Below are 17818 nucleotides of genomic sequence, written 5' to 3'. Positions count from 1 at the left end.
AGGACCTACATCACGTTTTTCCGAACGTATTCACTTCCCCGATCCCGGCTGATCGGCTTCACCGAGGCCACGTTTTCGGGCTCGTAATCGAGGAGCTTCAGCCAGTCTTCCTGAGTATCGGATTTCGGGAATATCTCGTTCTCCTTGTACTCGGCGTCAATGGCGGCCTTCAGGTCTTCGAGCGAAACCCCGTGGGAGGCGCTATTGCCCTTTGGCGCAGGCACCGAACCTGCGGCTACGGTTTCTTTGTTCCTACGTCCCTTTGTCCCTCTGTCCCTTGGCCCCTCCATCCCTACGTCGGCTATTGCTCTTCGAATCGCCAGGTCTTTCGCCCGGTCCACGATGGACTTGAGGAGGGCGCCGCTGACCAGGTCGCGGCGATACAGCGTCTCGGTGCTGCCGTTCTTCATGAACACGCGTAGGAACTCGGTTTCCTTTGCGGAACGCCAGATGTGAGTCGTCGCCTCTTCGATCAGGTGCGCGCGGGCGCAGTCGATGTCTCCGTCGAACTTGGCCAGCTCACCCGGATCGAGGGGGATTCCGGCGTGCAGATAGATGTCCAAAATCTGCATCGTCGCGGCCTTGTCAGGACGGCCCACCTTGACCTTGCGATCGATCCGCTCGGGCCTGAGGACCGCCGGATCGATGTAGTCGGGCCGGTTTGAGGTGAGGATCAGCACCACGTTTTCGAGTGACACCAAGCCGTCAAGCTCCGCGCAGAATTGCGGCACCACGGTGTTGCTGATGTTCAGCCACTTTCCGCTGGAGCGCGTGCGGAGCACCGATTCGGCCTCGTCCATGAACACGAACACCAGCCGCCCCTCTTTCGCCTTTTCTCGCGCGACCGAGAAGATCTCTCGGACCATACGCTCGGTCTCGCCGAGCCACATGTTCAGGATTTTGGGGCCGCTGATGTACATGAAGTACTCCTTGACCTCGTGCCCGACGCGCTTGGCGTATTCGCGGGTCAGGTTATAGGCGGCGGCTTTTCCGATCAGGGTCTTGCCGCATCCCGGGGGCCCGAAGAGCAGGATTCCCTTGATCGGCTTCTTTTCGAAGCGGCTGTAAATCTCTGGATAGAGCAGAGGGTGCTCGATGGTGTCCCGGATGAGCTGGATGGCCTCCTTCTGCCCGCCGATCTTCTCCCACGGGAGTTCGGGCACGTCTTCGAAGAAGAAGTCCCGGACCTCCTGCTTGGGGAAGTGCTCGATGGCGACGCGTCCACTCGGCTCGACGCGGACCTCGTCACCGGCCTGGATCGGGCTCTCCTTCAGCGCTTCGGCCCGGATGACCAGCCGACCTTCCGATCCGGGCGTGTCGTTGCCGAGCCTGAGCCGGCCATCGTCCAAGGCAGAAGCAACCTTAGTGATCGGACCGCCGATCGCAGGCGGCTGGATGCCGACTACAGCATAGGCTTCGTTGAGCCGCACTCGAACGCCGGCCGCAAGCTCGGACACCGGCAGCTTGGGGTCGACCTGCGCCACATATTCCGTGTCCCCCAGGGCGACCATCGCGCGGCCTTCCTCAAGCCATTCCAGAAACACACCCAAACGATTGGCGGGCGAGGTCAGCTTCTCGTAGGCCTGCTCGTATTCGGCGACGAGCTGCCGCTTTTCATCGAGCTCGACCTCATCGCTTGCGATGCGGGCACGAAGCGCAGCAAAGTGGTTGCGCAGGCGAGGGTCCTCCGGGGCGAGGGCTTCGACGTGCGCCAACAGGGCAAGGGCTGAAGACTCTTGGTCGTTCGGCATCTTCCTATCCATACGTTCGGCAGGGCCGGAATTCTCACGGCAAACCTATTCGTGCTGAACTTCTTTCAGTCCACTTTCGACCGTACCATTCTCACTCCAAACAGCCCGCCGGCAATGCTGCCCTGATGCGCCAAGAGCTTGACCGTGACCTTGGACTTGCCCTTCGTCGTGCTCGGATCCAGTCGCCACACCTTGTCGAAGAACGCATTGACCTTCTCGCCGCGCAGGCGCACGGTATCAAGCACTTTGTCGTCGATGAGCACGTCGAACGCGCGCCCGCCGTCGCTGCCCCAAAAAGTGAGCATCAGCTCATTGGGGCCATCGGGGTCCACTTTGAGTTCGTAGCTGAACCAGCCATCCGCATGGCGATACCGCCGACCGTTGAAGTCGCCGGTAGAACTCCGGTCGGATTGCAGGTTGTGCGTGCGCTCCGAGTTCTGGAACCCGGTGCGCACTTGGTCGATCGAGCGCGAGTCCAGCTCGGCAAGTCGCTCGGCTTCGGCCTTCCGGTCGGCCTCGCGCTTGGCGTAATCAGCCTCCGAGAGCAGGTCCCAATAGACCGAGTACCTCTGGTTCACCACCCGGTAGAAAGGCATCAGTTTGACGTCAACGGGCTGCCCCACGCCGGTCGTCCTGAAGGTCCCTGGATCGGATGGGTCTCCAACGATCCACTGACTGAGGGGCTTGCCGGAAGTGACCATCGCCGGCACCGGGCTTTGAGAGCCCGGCTGCGAAGTGCCGCTATCCCAGACCCCCGCCAACACGAGCGGCCCGAAGCAGATGGCGGCCTTCTTGGGGTCATCCGGAGTCGGTTCGATCCTGAGCGTGGGGAAGAACCGAACTTCGATCTTGAGCCCGGTCTTGATCATCCCTCCGTCGAGGACGGCAAAGCCCTCGCGGGTCCGGTAGTTCGTCAGCTCGCCCTGGACTCTGACTTCGGGCTTTATGGCGCTCCAAGCAGGGATGCGAACGAGAACGTCGGCGCGCACCGGCTTCTGGCAGGTGAAGGTGAGGGTGGTGCGGCTGCCGTCCACGGCGCTCTGCTGCTTGACCTGAACGCCCTGCTCCTTCCAGTCGAGCATTGACGGGATGAACAGGTTCACCCACAGCTTGTTTCCGTTGTGGAAGTACAGCGAGTCGCTGTAGCGGGCATGATTCTCCATCCCGGTGCCCACGCAGCACCAGAAGTCGTTGGTCGGCGAGCTGAACGCCTTCCTCCCGCCCGGCTGCATGGAGACGTAGTAGCACATCATGCCGGTCTCGGGGTTCTGCGAGGCCAGGATGTGGTTGAGGAGCGCCCGCTCGGTGTAGTCGCCCAGCTTCCCGCTCGGGGACCAGGTGAAGAGGTGCCGCGTGAGCTTGAGCATGTTGTAGGTGTTGCAGGTTTCGCACGCGTTGTCGGTGAGGCGGTTGGAAAGCTGCTTCGGCGGTCCAAAGATCTCGCCTGAGGTGTTGCCGCCAATCACGTAGGTGTGGTCCTCGATCACTTGGTCCCAGAAGTTCTTGGCGATCTTGCGGAAGCGGACTTCGCCGGTCAGCTCATATTCGCGGGCCGCTCCGATCGCTTTGGGGATCTGCGTGTTGCCATGGAGCCCGGCCAGCTTGCGCTCGCCCTTTTCGAGCGGATCCATGACGGCGCTGTGATGGAACTTGTTCGCCAGGTCCAGGTACTTCCTTTCACCGGTTAGCCCGTATAGGTCCGCGAGCGATTCGGCCATGCCGCCAAACTCGCCGTCCAGCATGTTCTGCCAGTTTTCAGGGGTAAGGTTCGACGTTTCGTCGATGGCCCAATCGGCGAACTTCTTGCAGACTTCGAGGGCCATCTTGTTGCCGCACAAGGTATAGGCGTCGAGGAGGCCGGCGTACTGCTTGTGGAGCGTGTACCAGGGCGCCCAATAGCCGTTGATGTGGCTCCCCCTGCCGCGCAATTGCCCGTTCGCTTTGATGGTCGCCCACAGGGTCTCAGCGCCCGGAAGGGCCGCAATGTAGCCATCTCCGCGCTTGTCCTGACACTCCTTGAGGCCAGCGACGATGGTGTCCACCTTGTCCTTTAGGCGCGTGTCGCCTGTGCTTTGGAACATGGTGGCGCATGCGGTGAGATAGTGGCCGAGGGAATGCCCTGCGAGCTGCTGGTTCTCCCAGCCGCCGTAGTTTTGGGCTTTGGGTTCCAGGCCCGCGTTCTTGCGAAACCAAGAGAGGAATCGCTCCGGTTCGAGGCTCAGCAGGTACTTCTTATCTGCCTCTTGCGCGACCTTGAACGGGCTGTCGAGCAGCTTCACCCGCGACGGCGCAAAGGGATAGGCTGCCGGCTTGACCTTGTCAGGAATGGCTTGCGGCTGCGCCGAAACGACGCATAGCACGAAGAGGTTGATCGCAGCACAGACCATGTCCGATTATGGGCAAGGTCACCTATCGACTCGCCCGTGGTCTCTGCTCCTCATCTCTTCATTGCATCATCCCGTCATCGTCCCCAACTCGCCGGGTACAACCCAAGCCTATGTCCACCGAACGCGAGTACGTGCTTGGGACCCATGACGACGAGATCGAGCGCCTGGGGATGCAGCACCGGGTGTGGCGGCCGAAAGTTACCGACGCCTGGCATCGAGCCGGCTTCCGAGTCGGGCAGATGCTGATCGATATAGGTTGTGGGCCAGGATATGCCGCCATCGATCTGGCTGAGATCGTGGAATCAAGCGGAAAGGTCCTTGCCGTGGACCAGTCAGCGCGTTTCCTTTCAGCTCTGGAGGTGCGTCGGGACCAGCGGGGGCTCTCGCACCTAGAGACGTTGGAAGCCAACCTGGATCTCGACCCCCTGCCCCAGATTGGCGCTGACGGCGCGTTCTGCCGGTGGGTGCTGTCGTTTGTTTCCAAGCCCCGGGAGGTCTTGGAGAAGGTCGCGGGTAGTTTGCGGTCAGGTGGAACCTTCGTGGCGTTTGAATACTACGATTACGATGCCTACAACGTCGAGCCGACGGCGCCCGAGTTCCGGGAGTTCAAGGAAGCCGTCGTCAAGAGTTGGCGTGCGGGCGGGGGCGAGCCGGACATCGGACTCAAGGTTCCCAAGTGGCTCCGCGAGGTCGGGTTTGAGGTCAAGAGCATCCGTGTCCACCACGAGATGATCACCAAGCGTGACTACTTCTGGCAGTGGCCGTGGGTCTGGGAGCAGGTGGGGCTGCAGCGTCTCGTGGACCTTGGCTACTTGACCCCCGCCCGCGGCCAAGCGATTTCATTGTTCTTTGAGGGGCTGCAGAGCGATCCCCACGCGATGGTGTTCACGCCGAGCGTGATGGAGATCATCGCGGTCAAGAAGTAGCACCGGGGCACGAGCAGGCCAGATGTAGCCCAGGCGTCTCGCCTGGGCGCCCTCACCAAAAGCACTGGCAGTTTCCGGCGGCTAAACTGACGTCCAAGATGTTGGCCCTGCCTATGCTGGTCTGCTCCGCCCTGCCTCAGGGCGAGGCGCGTCCGCTCCGACTGCCCCTTCCTCCGCCGATGCCGGCCCGCACAATCGCACCGCGAGGCGACCTGCCTGGCGAGACCCTGGAGATCGAGGACGGCGACCGCAAATACACGCTGTTCCTGCCGACGGCGATAGCAAAAAGCGAAGAGGTTACGCTCACGATCCACTTTCACTCGGCCCAGTGGCATGCTATCCAGGAACACGTCGATCGCGGCCTTAACGGCCCCCTAATCGCCTTTTATCCCGGTGAGGGGTCGGCCATCTATCAGCGCAGTTTTGAGGATAAGGGTCGTCTGAAGCGATGGATGGACCGGGTTCTTGCCGAGCTCCAGAGAAGAGGCTTCGATAAGGTGTCCAAGATCGCGCACCTGGACATTACGAGCTTCTCCGCCGGGTATGGCGCAGTTCGGGAGCTTGTGAAGGACCCGGGGGCCTTCAAGCTCATGCGGCGCGTTGTGCTCGCCGATTCGATGTATGGCGGCATCGATCCAGCCTCAGCCGCGAGAAAGCCCGATCCAGAGCACATTCTCTGCTGGCTCCCCCTTGCGCAAGCCGCCATGCGTCGCGAGAAGACGTTCGTCGCGACCTATTCGCAGATCGTGACGCCCTATGCCAGCACCTTTGAGTGCGGCAGGGCGTTGGCCGAAGCCGCCGGTGGGATGGTGAAGCCGGTAGAGAGGGGCGAATGCTCGGCGACCCTCGACGGCCAGTTTCCCCTAATCGAGCGTTTCGATAGCGGGTGTTTTCACCTTTGGGGATACGGCGGCACCGATGGCCCTGCCCACATGACGCATGCCCGACACCTGGCAGACATTTGGAAGATGCTGGATTTGGCGAAGAACCCTTGACGAACCTGCCGAAGACGCCCAATGAATCAAGACGGCATTCAGGAAGCTCCGTACAAAACGACTGTGGCCGCCCTGGCACCCGGCGAAGGTGGCCCTGCGAAGAAGGCTATGAACTCCGAGAGCTTCTCCTGAAACAGTTGCAGTTCCTGGTCGTCCAGATGCATCTTCACTTCGAACAGCACGGCCCTTCGCGTTGCATCTTCGGCATTCATGGCTTCGGGGGGCTCGCCCTTCGTCTCCGACCCCATGTGCAGTGGATTTCCTAGTAACCGGTCGCCAATCCGAAATGCCTGGGCGTTTGCCTGAAAGTAATGCTCTGTCGTTCCTCGATTGGGCCGCGTTTCAACGAGGCGGATGAGTCCAGCAGCTTCCAGGCAAGCCACATGGTGATAGAGCTTGGTTGGGGGCTCCCCGAGCGCTTTTGCCGCCTGCTTGGCCGTCAGGGGTTCGCCACAGAATTGCTCAAGCAGCCGCTGACGAAGCTCATGAGAGAGCGCCTTCAACTCGAGAACGCTGGTTACGACATGAGTTCTTTCAGGTGGCAGCATCAAGGATGAGACGCTGCCGGAAGCACAATAGTCGCAATCATATAAATATTCACATTATTGCAACTATTGTGTCGTCGTCTCTCCCTAGCTATCCTTTGACCCTTGGATCGGGCCTAAGCTCGAGTGTCTTTTCTTGCGACTTGCCATCGACCGTCAGGCGCACCGTGTAGGTCCCGGCCGGAACCCACGGCCCCGGGTACGCCGGAGTGTCGTTGAGGATCGCGGTCATCGGGTAGCCGCCCCTCCCGCCTTCGCCGCCGCCCCCAGCGTGCTGATCCCAAACGAACCGGTGCATGCCGGCAGCCTTCGAGAGGGGCTGAAAGGGCCGAATCCAGTAGCTGGCGATCTGAAGCTGCGATTCGTTGATCACCGGCGGCTTGTCGTCGCTCGAGTAGTGGCGGACGACAGTGCCCGAAGAGTCCAGGATGTCCAGCTCGACCTTGTCAGCATCCTTCGCCAGTCCGTAGTACAGGATCGCGCCGTCCGGCGGGTTCTTGCCACCCGGTTCCTCGGGCGGTAGCGGAGTGTCGGTGTTCAGGTTCCACGGAATCCGATAGCTGGGGCTTGGTGGGTAGAGCAGCGGAGAACTTCTGACGTCAATAAGTCCAATATGACGAAGAGGACTTATATCATCCAAAATCCAGAACGATCTTCCGTGGGTGCCTATCACCAAGTCGTTGCCCTTCACAACGATATCCCGGACCGAGGTGCCTGGCAGGTTCTGCCTAAGGCTGTTCCAGTGTTCGCCGTCATCCAGCGAGAAGTAAACCGTCCGCTCGGTGCTTGCATAGAGCAGGCCCTTACGTACCGGGTCCTCTCGAACCGCTCGCACCACTTCGTTCGCAGGGATGCCGTTCACCTTTTCAGCCCAAGACTTGCCGCCATCGTGCGTGATGAAGATGTGAGGACGCCAGTCGTCGATGCGCATCGCGTCGATCGCCGCATAGCAGGTCCCGTTGTCGAAGGACCCGGCATCGAGTTGGCTCACTTTCATCCAACCTTTCAGGGCCGGCGGCGTGACGTTGGCCCACGTCTTTCCGCCGTCATTGGTCACATGGATCAGCCCATCGTCTGTGCCCGCCCAGACCGTGTCGATGGTCTGCTTTGAAGGCGCGATCGCGTAGACCACCCCTCTGCGAGCCATGGTCGACATCTCAGGGGTCCTATAGACACCGATGCTCTCGGGCACCCAGTCGGGCTTGTCGCGTGAAAGGTCGGGGCTGAGCTGTTTCCAGGTCTTGCCGCCATCTGATGTACTGAACACGCACTCCGTCCCAAAAAAGAGCACTCTGGGGTCAACCGTCGAGAAGAGGCAAGGCGACGTGCGCAGGGCCCGGTGACTTCCCGGGGGACGCAGGCTCTCGACCAGGCCCGTCCTTTTGTCATATTTGGACACGCTCGCCCCGTAGCCCCCGCCATAGACGATGTTCGAATCGAGCGGATCGGCGGCGACATAGGCGTATTCGCCTGCGCCGACCGGATGCCATTCGCGAAACGTGATTTGTCCGTCGCGGCCACGGCTGGCGATGCCCACAGAGCCCGATTCCTGCTGCCCGCCATACACGTTGTAGGGGACGTCGTTGTCGGTGCTTACGTGATAAAACTGGGCCGTCGGCTGGTTGTACCAACTGCTCCAGGTCTCACCTCCGTTGACGGTCACGACTGCGCCCTGGTCCGCCGACGTCAGCATGACATCGGGGTTCTTGGGGTTGATCCAAAGCGTGTGGTAGTCGTCGCCACCGGGGGCGCCTTTGATGGCGCGAAAAGTCTTGGCGCCGTCTGTGGATTTATACATAGCAATGGCGCTTGTATAAACGATATTCGGGTCACGAGGGTCTACGTCGATCTCGGCAAAGTCCGAACCTCGTCCCCAAACTCGGGCTTCACCTGTTCGAAATACCCAACGGGCACCGGCGTCCTCTGAGCGATAGATCCCACCTTTTTGGCGGGAGTCAACGGTCGCGTACAGGACCTTCGGGTTGCTCGGCGATACCGCCAGGCCGATGCGGCCAAGGCCCTGAGCGAAGGTCGGAAGGCCGTTCATGATCGGCTTCCAGGCGTTCCCGAAGTCCGTGGATTTATAGAGCCCGCTGCCCGGGCCCTGCCACTGTCCGTTCTCCCAAGGTCCCTGCCTTGCCTGCCAGAGACTGGCGTAGAGTGTGTTGGGGTCTTTGGGGTCCATGAGCACGGCCGTCGCGCCCGTGTCCTGATCCTTGTAAAGGACCTTCTTCCAGGTCTTTCCGCCGTCCAGGCTCCGGAAGACGCCGCGCGTCTCATTGGGACCGTAAGGGTGCCCTAGCACGGCAACGAACAGCTTGTTCGCGTCCTTTGGGTGCACGGTGATTTGGCAAATCTGCTGTCCATCCGAAAGACCCATGTTTTTCCAGGTCTTGCCGCCGTCCGTCGTCTTGTAGATACCGTCCCCCACACTCAAGTCGGGCCGCTGTAAGCCCTCTCCGCTGCCCACATAAATCGTCTTTGGGTCGCTCGGAGCCACTGCCAGGCAACCCACAGATCCCGTCGGCGCAGAGTCGAAGATGGGGTTCCAGGTGCGTCCGTAGTCCGTGGTTTTCCAGACGCCGCCATTGTTGACGCCGATGTAAAGCACGTTCGGCTTGTTCGGGTCGCCGTCCGCGCCGACCGTCCGGCCGCCACGATGGGGGCCAATACACCGCCACTGGAGGCCCGCATAGGCTGAAGCCGGGACCGTTTGGGCTTGGACCGTAGCGGAAAGGGCAAGCGCGCCGAGCGCCGCGCCGAGACAGGATCGCTTCATGCGGAGAAGTTCTCCGCGTGTGGCTGGATTCCTGTTTTGGGGCGTTTGTTAGGGTGCGTAGGCCGCCCCGCCAGGGCTCGTTCTCAATCTGCTCCTTTGGCCAGGGCTTCGCCCTATGCTTCAACAGGTCAGCCCTTCGGGCCTAACCGGAGTCCTTATACGGCGCTGCTCAGCGCTCGAAGGAACTAGCGCCCAAGCTGGACCCCGGGAACCGCGAGGCAGCCCCACATGATCATCTCTTGCTGCCATCCGCGCCGGCCCGGGGAAACCCTCGACTCAGCCATGTCGGACCCGTGCTGACGGTGGCGCCGAGCATGGTCCGGGAGGGGGTTCTTGCGCCGATTCTATCGGCCGCCTTGCCACCCCTTTGAGCCATGATTGGGTGTCCGCATGACCCCATCCGCTTCGCAACCGCCCTTTCCCTTGCCGTCGTGGACCGACCTTTGGGACCCGCGTCCCTCGGCTCAGGCGCTCGGCAAGCCTTACGCGGGCGTGTGCAACATCCCCCTCGAGGAGCTTGGAGAGCGCACCTCCGAGCTTGGTCCACGGGACGCTCCGATGGCGGTAGTGGCCGAAGGGGAGCTCCTCGAACGGGCGCTAAAGGCGCTTTCCGACTTGGGCAGGTTGGGAACGGCGGCACCAGAGAGGATGGCGCCCGCAAAAGGGTACGAGCCGCGGCGGCTTTGGCGGCCAAACCCATTTTTGGAGGAGATCGCTCCTTTGATCGCGGCGGACGGAAGGGCGCTGGATTGTGGTTGTGGCAGTGGGCGGGAGGCGGTGTTTCTGGCCAGTTGGGGCTGGCGGGTCGAGGCCATAGACGTGCTCCCCAAGGCGCTTGCCGCGGCCCGACAGATGGAGGCGCTGTACGGCATCTCGAGCGCTCCCCGCGTGAACTGGGTGGAAGCAGATTTGGAGACGGGTTTTGAGCCGGCGACGACAGAACTGGGCCTGATCACCTGCTTCCGCTATCTGCATCGTCCCCTGATTGCCTCGGCCGCCAATTGGCTCGCGCCCGGGGGAAGCCTCGTGGTGGAGACGTTCACGGAAATCCACCGCCAATACCATGGGAAACCCCGACGCGAGCGGTTCGTTCTGGCCGAAGGCGAACTGCCAGAGCTTGCTGCGGGCCTAGAGGTTCGCCGCTACGAGGAAGGCTGGCACGCAGGCGCTCACACGGCGCGCCTTTGGGCCTCCAAGCCCTGCTGAGTTCGCCTTGCCGAAGTTTGGCGTCACGCTACCCTTGGGTCGGACGTATGTCTTACAGTGCTAGTCGATCGGGGGCAGCTTTCAGCCGGCCGCCCCACGGTCGAGGCACTTCGGGGTAGGTTCCTACAGCGATGCTGAGTCTGATTGCCGTCTTGACCCTCCATCCCTTTGCCGCGCAAGGAGCCGCCAAAACGGTCGCGCAGCCGCCCGCGCAGGCCAAGTCGCAAGCGCCGCCGATCGTCGCTCCCGATCTTCCCGCAGGCGCAAACGAGTACTTCTTGCGCGCCGCTGTGCGAGTCGAAGAGCTGCTCTCCAAGTCGGATTTCGCGGGCGCCCGTGCGGCGCTCGGGCAGCTTCCCAAGACCGCAATCAAGATCGATTGGGACGACTCCAAGGCGCCAAAGGCGCGCCGCGCGGAGTTCACAGAGGCTCGAGATCGGGCCCTGAAAGCCTGGAAGCGGGCTGTGCCGGACCTGAAATGGTCGATTGGAAAGCCGGCCGATCTGCGCTTCTCGTTTGAACCCACATTGCCGCCCAACGACGACACGCCGACCCCGGCAGGCGCGGTCCGCTTCTTCTCCGAGAGCCCCAAGGACCCGAGGATCGAGACCGTTCTGGCGCTGAAGCGTGGTCCCAAAGCACTGGTGTGCGAGGCCACCGACGTGTTCAACGAGGTGGGCTTCACGTTGGCCAGCTACTACGGGCTTTCGCGCTCGCTCGGCGCGGGCACGTTTACGACCAGGATCGAGAGCTCGTCGCTTCGGCCGAATACGGTCAACAACCGCGAGGCGGCGCTCACCAAGCAGGTTCTTGCGACGGTCGAGATGCTGCGGCGCGCCGTCCAGACCAAGACCCCAATCGCTGTGGCCAGGGCCGAGATCCGGGTCGACCCAATGGAGGTTCGCGGCGGCGAAGCCTTGCAGGGCGACATTGTGGGGCTATCCTTGCAGGTTACCAACGTCGGCACCGCGCCCCTGCGCCTGCGCGTCGAGCCCGATTGCGGGTGCGTCGTGGCCGGCCAGCCGGGAATCGTCGCGACCGGCGGCACAGCGCTGGTCCAGCTCAAAGTGGACACGACCGAGTTTGTGGGAGAACTGCACAAGAAGGTTCTTCTGCACACCAACGACCCTGAACGGCCAACCGTTCTTGTGCCGATCCGGATGAACGTCAAGGCGCTCTACCGCTTCTTATCGCCGAACGGCAATGTGGCGCTGCTCGGCGCCAACGGCGGCTTGCACACGGTGTATTTCATCCCGACGCCAGGAAGTGGCCTTGAACTGGAAGACGCCGACATTTCGGGCGTCGAGGCCAGCCTGACGGTCACCCCCTGGGAGGGGGTTCTTGCCGATCCGGACATGAACGAGCCAGAGAAGCCGCGAAAGGGCTATCGCATCGTGATCGACTATGGGGCTGGCCTTCCGATGGGGCGGTCTTTCTCGACGCTCATCGTGAAGACGAATTCGGCCACGGCTCTTCGCAAGAACGGCGACAAGTTCGAATATCTGAACCGTCCGATCCAGGTGCAAAACGGCATCTTGGCGATGCCCGAGAGCCTCAATGCCGGCGAAATCGAACGGTCGCCCAAGCGGTTCAGCTTCTCGATTACGCGGCCCAATTCCGGGTTCAAGATCGTGCGGCTGCAGTCCGATAGCCCGTTCCTTACTTTGTCTGCGGCGCCAACCCGAGAGGATTGGGAGTACCGGGTCACGGTCCAGTACGACGGGAAGTCGGACTACGGGATGCTTCGGGCCACGTTGACGATCACGACGGACGACAAGAGGCAGCCGAAGATCGTGGTGCCCTTCCGAGCGGTTGTGCGATGAAGGTCTGGCCCCTGGGGTTGGCGGCGCTGGTTTGGGGGTCGGCGGCCCTGGCTCAGCAGGGGCGCAAGGACGAAGTGCTTCTGCTCATCGGCGGCAACAGCGTCGGCTACCTGGCGCCTTGCGGCTGCACCAAGCCGATGGCTGGGGGGATTCAGCGGAGAGCCGCGCTGATCCGGGCCCTGGCCAAAGGCAAGCGCGCCGTGATCGTCGAGAACGGCAGCCTGGTGGGCGGTTTTGGACGGCAAGACATGCTGAAGGCCGAGGCGGCGGCGCAAATCTTCAAGCAGGTCGGCGCCTCCGCGATCGGCTTTGGCCTCGACGAGGCCCGGCTGCCCAGGGGCGCGGCCACCTCACTTCAGCAGCTCAGCGGCGAGCGGTTCGTGTGCACCTCGCTCGATCCCTCCGAAACGAACGAACTCAAGGCCTGGACCTCGAGGCACGGCCTGATCACGGGTTCCATCGACATGCGAAGCTCGGCGCTCGGTCAAGCGTTGGGCGAGCGATCCCTGGAGCCGATCGCGGCGGCCCGCAGGTTGCTTGCGGCTGCCAAGGCTTCGCGCGCGCGGGCCGTGCTCTTGCTTCAAGGCTCGTTCGGCGAGGCCAAGGGCCTGGCCGCCTCAGTTCCGGGGTTTCTGGCCATCGTCTACCAGAGCAAGGGCGATCCCCCCGCAACGCCTGAAAAGGTGGGTTCCACATGGCTGGTCTCGCCGGGAAGTCAGGGGTTGCACGAGCTTGTTCTGACCATCTCGAAAGGATCTGTCACGAGCTACAGGGCCGTCGACGTCGGGTGGCAGATCGCTGAAGACGCCGACGCCGCCAGAATCTACAAGGACTACCTCCTGCAGGTCTCCGAGGAGGACCTGCTTTCCCGGCTGCCTCGCCGCCCCACCGAGCCCTTCGCGGGCTCGGCTGCCTGCGCGCCCTGCCACACTTCGGCTCACCGAACCTGGCGTGCCAGCCAGCACGCCAAGGCGCTCGACGCCCTGGAGAAGGTCGGGCACGCCCGCGATCCTGAGTGCGTGGGCTGCCACGTCGTGGGGATAAACAGCGAGCGTGGCTTCCGATCCCGCAAGGACACCCCTGCGCTCGCGGGAGTGGGGTGCGAGAGCTGCCATGGGCCCGGCGCCGCCCATGTCGCCGATCCCAGCACCGCCAAGATGCCAAAGGCCGGCCCCGAATCCTGCAACGCGTGCCACCGGCCCGAACACAGCCCCGGCTTTGTTTTCCCCCGATTCTGGAAAACTATAGAGCACAAGTAGGCGGAAAAGTTGGGGGAAACCTCATTCGCCACAATGTGAAAAAGCGTGTAATCGGGCGGGAAGGGCCAAAAAGCGAAGGAAGTAGTTCTTATTTGCCCGTGAGGCGGCAATTCGTGCTCTTGACCCCATCTTCAGGGCGGATGAACAATGCTCAAGGGAAGCGCAGCACGGGGCGGAACACAACAAGGCGCGCTCATGAGGGAACGGTGGCAGTAGCAGGAATCAGGGAGGATCAAATCGCGAGCCAGAAAGACGCGTTGGCGGGCAAAGAGATTCCCACCGTCCGGAGCGGCTTTTCCACCTTCGCCGTGTTCGACTCCAACGTCGAAGCGTTCCAGATGTCCCAGTTGTTCGCCAATGGCCTGGTGGACTTTGCCTGCCTCATCGGCCCGAGCGGATGGGGCAAGACCCACCTGGTTCAGGCCGCCGCCCAACAGATGCGCCGATCGGCGTCCTCACGAAAGGTCGCGGCGCAGTCTGCGGTCGACTGGCTTTCTAGCCCCAGCTTGCCAAACCCGCACCTTCCCGTCCTGCTCGACGACGTCCAAGAGGTGCTTCAGCGGACGCGATGCCGACTGCGGTTTCAGCTCGCGCTCGAACGTCGGATGAAGGCCCGACGGCCCACGTTCTTGGTGTTCACATCCGAGAGCGAAGCCGCATGGGCGAAGAAGATCTTGCCCGACAAGCGCGAGTGGCTGCTCTCGCACATCGCGCCGCCGAGCCTTGAAGAAAGGAAGCAGGTGATGAGCAAAATGGCGGCGACGCTGCGGCTTCGTCTCGATCCTGGCCTGGCCGACCTTCTGGCTTCCCGCCTGGGCGGGAGCGGGGGCTCGATGATGGGGGCTTTGAAGCGGCTGAAACTCGAAGGGTCGACTTGGCTTGGCAACCTGGGGTCGGTCAGGGCCTGCGGAGTGCTTAACCCGTTCCTGGTTTCCGATTCGGGGTGGGATCTTCGCGATGCGATATCCGATGCCTCGCAGGTTCTCGTCAAGACCACGGCCCAATCCTCGCCGGCCGATTCGCTGGCGATCTATGGGATGCTCCGGCTCGCCAAGCTTTCGGAAGTGGACGTCGCGCGCTATTCTGGGCTCTCCCAGGCAAGGGTTTATCACCAGGCACTCGACGTCGAAGCGAACCTGATCGCCGGAGGTGAACGGCAACAGGTCGACGAAGCCCTTGCCGAGGCGACCCTGCGAGCCGTGCGCTAGTCGATCCAGCCAGAATTGAGGGGATGAAGTTCACCGACGGGTACTGGCTGACCCGCGAAGGAGTCACCCCACACTACGCAGCCGAAGCGGTTTCCGCGGAGGCCGGCCCAAACGAGCTGCGCCTGCTGGTTGCGACCCAGCGAATCCGTCACCGAGGCGANNTCGATTTCACCTTGAGTTCTCCAATGCCGGATGTGCTCCGGGTCCGCGCGGTCCACTTTTCCGGTGGCGATGTGGACGCCGGCGGGTTTCCGCTGGAAGTCCCCAAGTCCGGCTTTGGCGACGCTTGGATCGAAGACGGGGTCGCGACGTTCTGCACGGGCGCTGTCGAGGCGAAGATCGCCCTAAACAAGGACTGGAAGGTGGAAATTCTCGCCGGCGGCAAAGCGCTCTCTGAAAGCCCCTGGAGGGGCCTTGGGGTGATGGACGTTCAGGGCGAGGGTCCCCTGATGAAGGAGGAGCTCCAGCTAGCGGTCGGAGAGTGCGTGTATGGCCTAGGGGAGCGGTTTGGGGCGTTTGTCAAGAACGGCCAATCGGTGGACATCTGGAACCGGGACGGCGGCACCGGCAGCGATCAGGCTTATAAGAACGTGCCGTTCTACCTGACGAATCGAGGCTACGGCGTGCTCGTGAACCACTCCGGCAACGTCGAGTTCGAGATCGCGACGGAGAAGGTCTCGCGGGCGCAGTTCAGCGTGCGCGGCCAGGTCCTGGAGTACTTCCTCATCTATGGACCATCGCCTAAGGAAGTGCTTGCCAAGATGACTGCGCTGACGGGCAGGCCTGCCCTGCCGCCCGCGTGGACCTTCGGGCTCTGGCTTACCACCTCGTTCACCACCGACTACGACGAGGCCTCGGTGACGGGGATGGTCGAGGGATTCCGCTCGCGCGACATCCCGCTGCACGTCTTCCACTTCGATTGCTTTTGGATGCGCGCGTTCCGGTGGTGCGACTTCACCTGGGACCCCGAGGTGTTTCCCGATCCCCCCGGCATGCTGAAGCGGCTCAAAGACCAGGGGCTGAGAATCTGCGTCTGGATCAACTCTTACATCGCCCAGAAGTCCGAACTCTTCGATGAGGCGAAGAAGGAAGGCCACCTGATCAAGCGGCCAAACGGCGACGTGTGGCAGTGGGATATGTGGCAGCCTGGGATGGGCATTGTGGATTTCACGAGCCCCGCGGCCCAAACGTGGTTCCAAAGCAAGCTTAGGCCGTTGGTACAGATGGGGGTGGACGCCTTCAAGACGGACTTTGGCGAGCGCATCCCCACCGATGCCGTATTTGCCGACGGCTCGAACCCGGAGCTCACGCACAACCGCTATTCGCTGGACTACAACCGCTGCGTGTTCGAGCTCTTGGAGCAGGAGAAGGGCATAGGCGAGGCGGCCGTGTTTGCCCGGTCCGCCACGGCGGGAAGCCAGAAGTACCCGGTGCATTGGGGCGGGGACTGCTACTCCAGCTACGAATCGATGGCGGAAAGCCTTCGAGGTGGGCTCTCTTTGGGGCTCTGCGGGTTTGGGTTCTGGAGCCACGACATAGGGGGGTTCGAAGGCATGCCGCCGGCGCACATCTACAAGCGCTGGATCGCCTTCGGATTGATGAGCTCGCACAGCCGCCTGCACGGATCTTCGTCCTACCGTGTACCTTGGCTGTTTGATGAGGAGGCGTGCGACGTGCTCAGGACGTTCGTCAAGCTCAAATGCCGCCTGATGCCCTATCTGTGGTCGCAAGCTGTCCAGGCGCGCGATGCCGGGCTTCCGATGATGCGCGCGATGGTGCTGGAGTTCCCCGATGACCCAACCTGCTCTTTTCTCGACCGACAGTACATGCTCGGAGAGTCGCTGCTCGTGGCGCCGGTGTTCGATCCGGAAGGATGGGCCGAGTTCTACCTTCCGACAGGCGCTTGGACGTCGGTGTTCGATGGGAGCGTGCTCGAAGGCCCGGGTTGGCACCGGAAGCAATATGGATTCGAGGAGATGCCGCTTTTCGTCCGCCCAGGCTCGGTCATTGCATGGGGCAAGGTCGACGATCGTCCAGATTACGATTTTCCGGTGTACATCGATCCGCGGGCCTATGGCCTCGCCGATGGGGAGTCGAGCGAGTGTTTGGTGCACGGCCTCCGAGGAGAGCCTGCCTGCAGAATTCGTGCGGAGGCCCGCGCCGGCGAAGTGGCCTATGCGCAGGAGAAGTTGAGGGGATAGGGTTGCCCGGAAGGGGACCACGCATGGTTCCAGGCCTTCGGACCCGCCACCGCTCGGCAAACGGCCAAAGATGCTCTGCATCTTCCCCGTGCTATAACAAACCATGGCCGAACGCCTTTGGGCGCCTTGGAGATTCGCGTTCGTCGAGAAGGCGGACAGCGCTACAGGCTGCATCTTCGTCGACCTCCCAGCGCAGGACGATGATAGGAAGAACCTCATCCTGCACCGGGGCCGAACGGCGTTCGTGATGCTCAACGCCTACCCTTACACGAACGGCCATCTGATGATCGCGCCCTACCGGCACACCGCGGACCTTTCGGAATTGGAGGACGCGGAGCTTTTGGAGATCAACCAGCTCTTGGCGGCGGCGATCCGGTGGATCAAGGCAGCCTACGGGCCCGACGGCTTCAATGTGGGCATCAACTTGGGCTCCGCCGGCGGGGCAGGGATCCCGGACCACGTGCACTGGCACATCGTCCCCAGGTGGCGAGGCGATACGAACTTCATGACCACCGTGGGCGAGGTGCGGGTTCTGCCCCAGAGTCTGGAAGACAGCTATGAAAGGCTGTTGGCGGCGGCGCGGGCGGACACGGCATAAAATGGGCCCCCTCTTTGTTTTTGACTCAGTCGAAAATGCTTCCGAGTCCCAACCTGTCGCGAAGGAGTGAGCCCCTCCCTTGGTTTTGCGCAGCGAAACTGAGGGAGGGGTTGGGGTGGGAGACGCTCCGGTGTCCCCCC

12 protein-coding genes are annotated in these 17818 nt (G+C 62.3%); 8 read left to right on the top strand and 4 right to left on the bottom strand.

Translation table 11 applies throughout. From position 1 onward, the window contains the following. Window positions 1–5 precede the first annotated feature (5 nt). Entirely contained in the window at window positions 6–1763 is a 1758-nt protein-coding gene (locus HZC36_14795) for an AAA family ATPase (protein ID MBI5708248.1), read from the bottom strand. Between the two features lie 53 nt (window positions 1764–1816). After that, entirely contained in the window at window positions 1817–4138 is a 2322-nt protein-coding gene (locus HZC36_14790; protein ID MBI5708247.1) for a glycoside hydrolase family 127 protein, read from the bottom strand. Between the two features lie 110 nt (window positions 4139–4248). Here HZC36_14790 and HZC36_14785 point away from each other — a divergent pair, with 110 nt between their 5' ends. Both HZC36_14785 and HZC36_14780 read left to right on the top strand, forming a co-directional pair. Further along, window positions 4249–5064 carry a class I SAM-dependent methyltransferase gene (locus tag HZC36_14785; protein ID MBI5708246.1) on the top strand — a complete coding sequence of 272 codons (816 nt, stop codon included), beginning with the start codon at window positions 4249–4251 and terminating at the stop codon, window positions 5062–5064. 98 nt (window positions 5065–5162) lie between these two features. Beyond that, window positions 5163–6059 (top strand): hypothetical protein, encoded by an 897-nt coding sequence (locus tag HZC36_14780; protein ID MBI5708245.1) that lies wholly within the window; start codon window positions 5163–5165, stop codon window positions 6057–6059. Window positions 6060–6097: 38 nt separating this feature from the next. On the opposite strand, the gene HZC36_14775 is transcribed toward HZC36_14780, so the two are convergent. Beyond that, window positions 6098–6607: a helix-turn-helix transcriptional regulator gene (locus tag HZC36_14775; GenBank protein ID MBI5708244.1), complete on the bottom strand. Its 510-nt coding sequence runs from the start codon at window positions 6605–6607 to the stop codon at window positions 6098–6100. A gap of 88 nt (window positions 6608–6695) precedes the next feature. Next, entirely contained in the window at window positions 6696–9383 is a 2688-nt protein-coding gene (locus HZC36_14770; protein ID MBI5708243.1) for a glycoside hydrolase, read from the bottom strand. A 390-nt stretch (window positions 9384–9773) separates the two neighbouring features. Between HZC36_14770 and HZC36_14765 the strand changes: the two genes are divergently transcribed. The 6 genes from HZC36_14765 (at window position 9774) to HZC36_14740 (ending at window position 17678) form a co-directional block, all read left to right on the top strand. Beyond that, window positions 9774–10589: a class I SAM-dependent methyltransferase gene (locus HZC36_14765; protein ID MBI5708242.1), complete on the top strand. Its 816-nt coding sequence runs from the start codon at window positions 9774–9776 to the stop codon at window positions 10587–10589. Between the two features lie 131 nt (window positions 10590–10720). Further along, window positions 10721–12412, top strand: a complete 1692-nt coding sequence (locus HZC36_14760) for a DUF1573 domain-containing protein (protein MBI5708241.1) — start codon at window positions 10721–10723, stop codon at window positions 12410–12412. Beyond that, window positions 12409–13671: a cytochrome c family protein gene (locus HZC36_14755; protein ID MBI5708240.1), complete on the top strand. Its 1263-nt coding sequence runs from the start codon at window positions 12409–12411 to the stop codon at window positions 13669–13671. The genes HZC36_14760 and HZC36_14755 overlap by 4 nt, the downstream gene beginning before the upstream one ends. A gap of 206 nt (window positions 13672–13877) precedes the next feature. Beyond that, complete coding sequence (locus HZC36_14750; GenBank protein ID MBI5708239.1) at window positions 13878–14879, top strand: hypothetical protein; 1002 nt, start codon at window positions 13878–13880, stop codon at window positions 14877–14879. A 23-nt stretch (window positions 14880–14902) separates the two neighbouring features. Further along, window positions 14903–17080: an alpha-xylosidase gene (yicI, locus tag HZC36_14745; protein MBI5708238.1), complete on the top strand. Its 2178-nt coding sequence runs from the start codon at window positions 14903–14905 to the stop codon at window positions 17078–17080. Window positions 17081–17183: 103 nt separating this feature from the next. Beyond that, entirely contained in the window at window positions 17184–17678 is a 495-nt protein-coding gene (locus tag HZC36_14740; protein MBI5708237.1) for an HIT domain-containing protein, read from the top strand. Window positions 17679–17818: the final 140 nt, after the last annotated feature.

The sequence above is a fragment of the Armatimonadota bacterium genome, assembly GCA_016223145.1.
Classification (GTDB): domain Bacteria; phylum Armatimonadota; class Fimbriimonadia; order Fimbriimonadales; family Fimbriimonadaceae; genus Nitrosymbiomonas.
The sequence above is the reverse complement of the archived record's forward strand: the minus strand, read 5'-3'. Positions and strand labels throughout refer to the sequence as shown.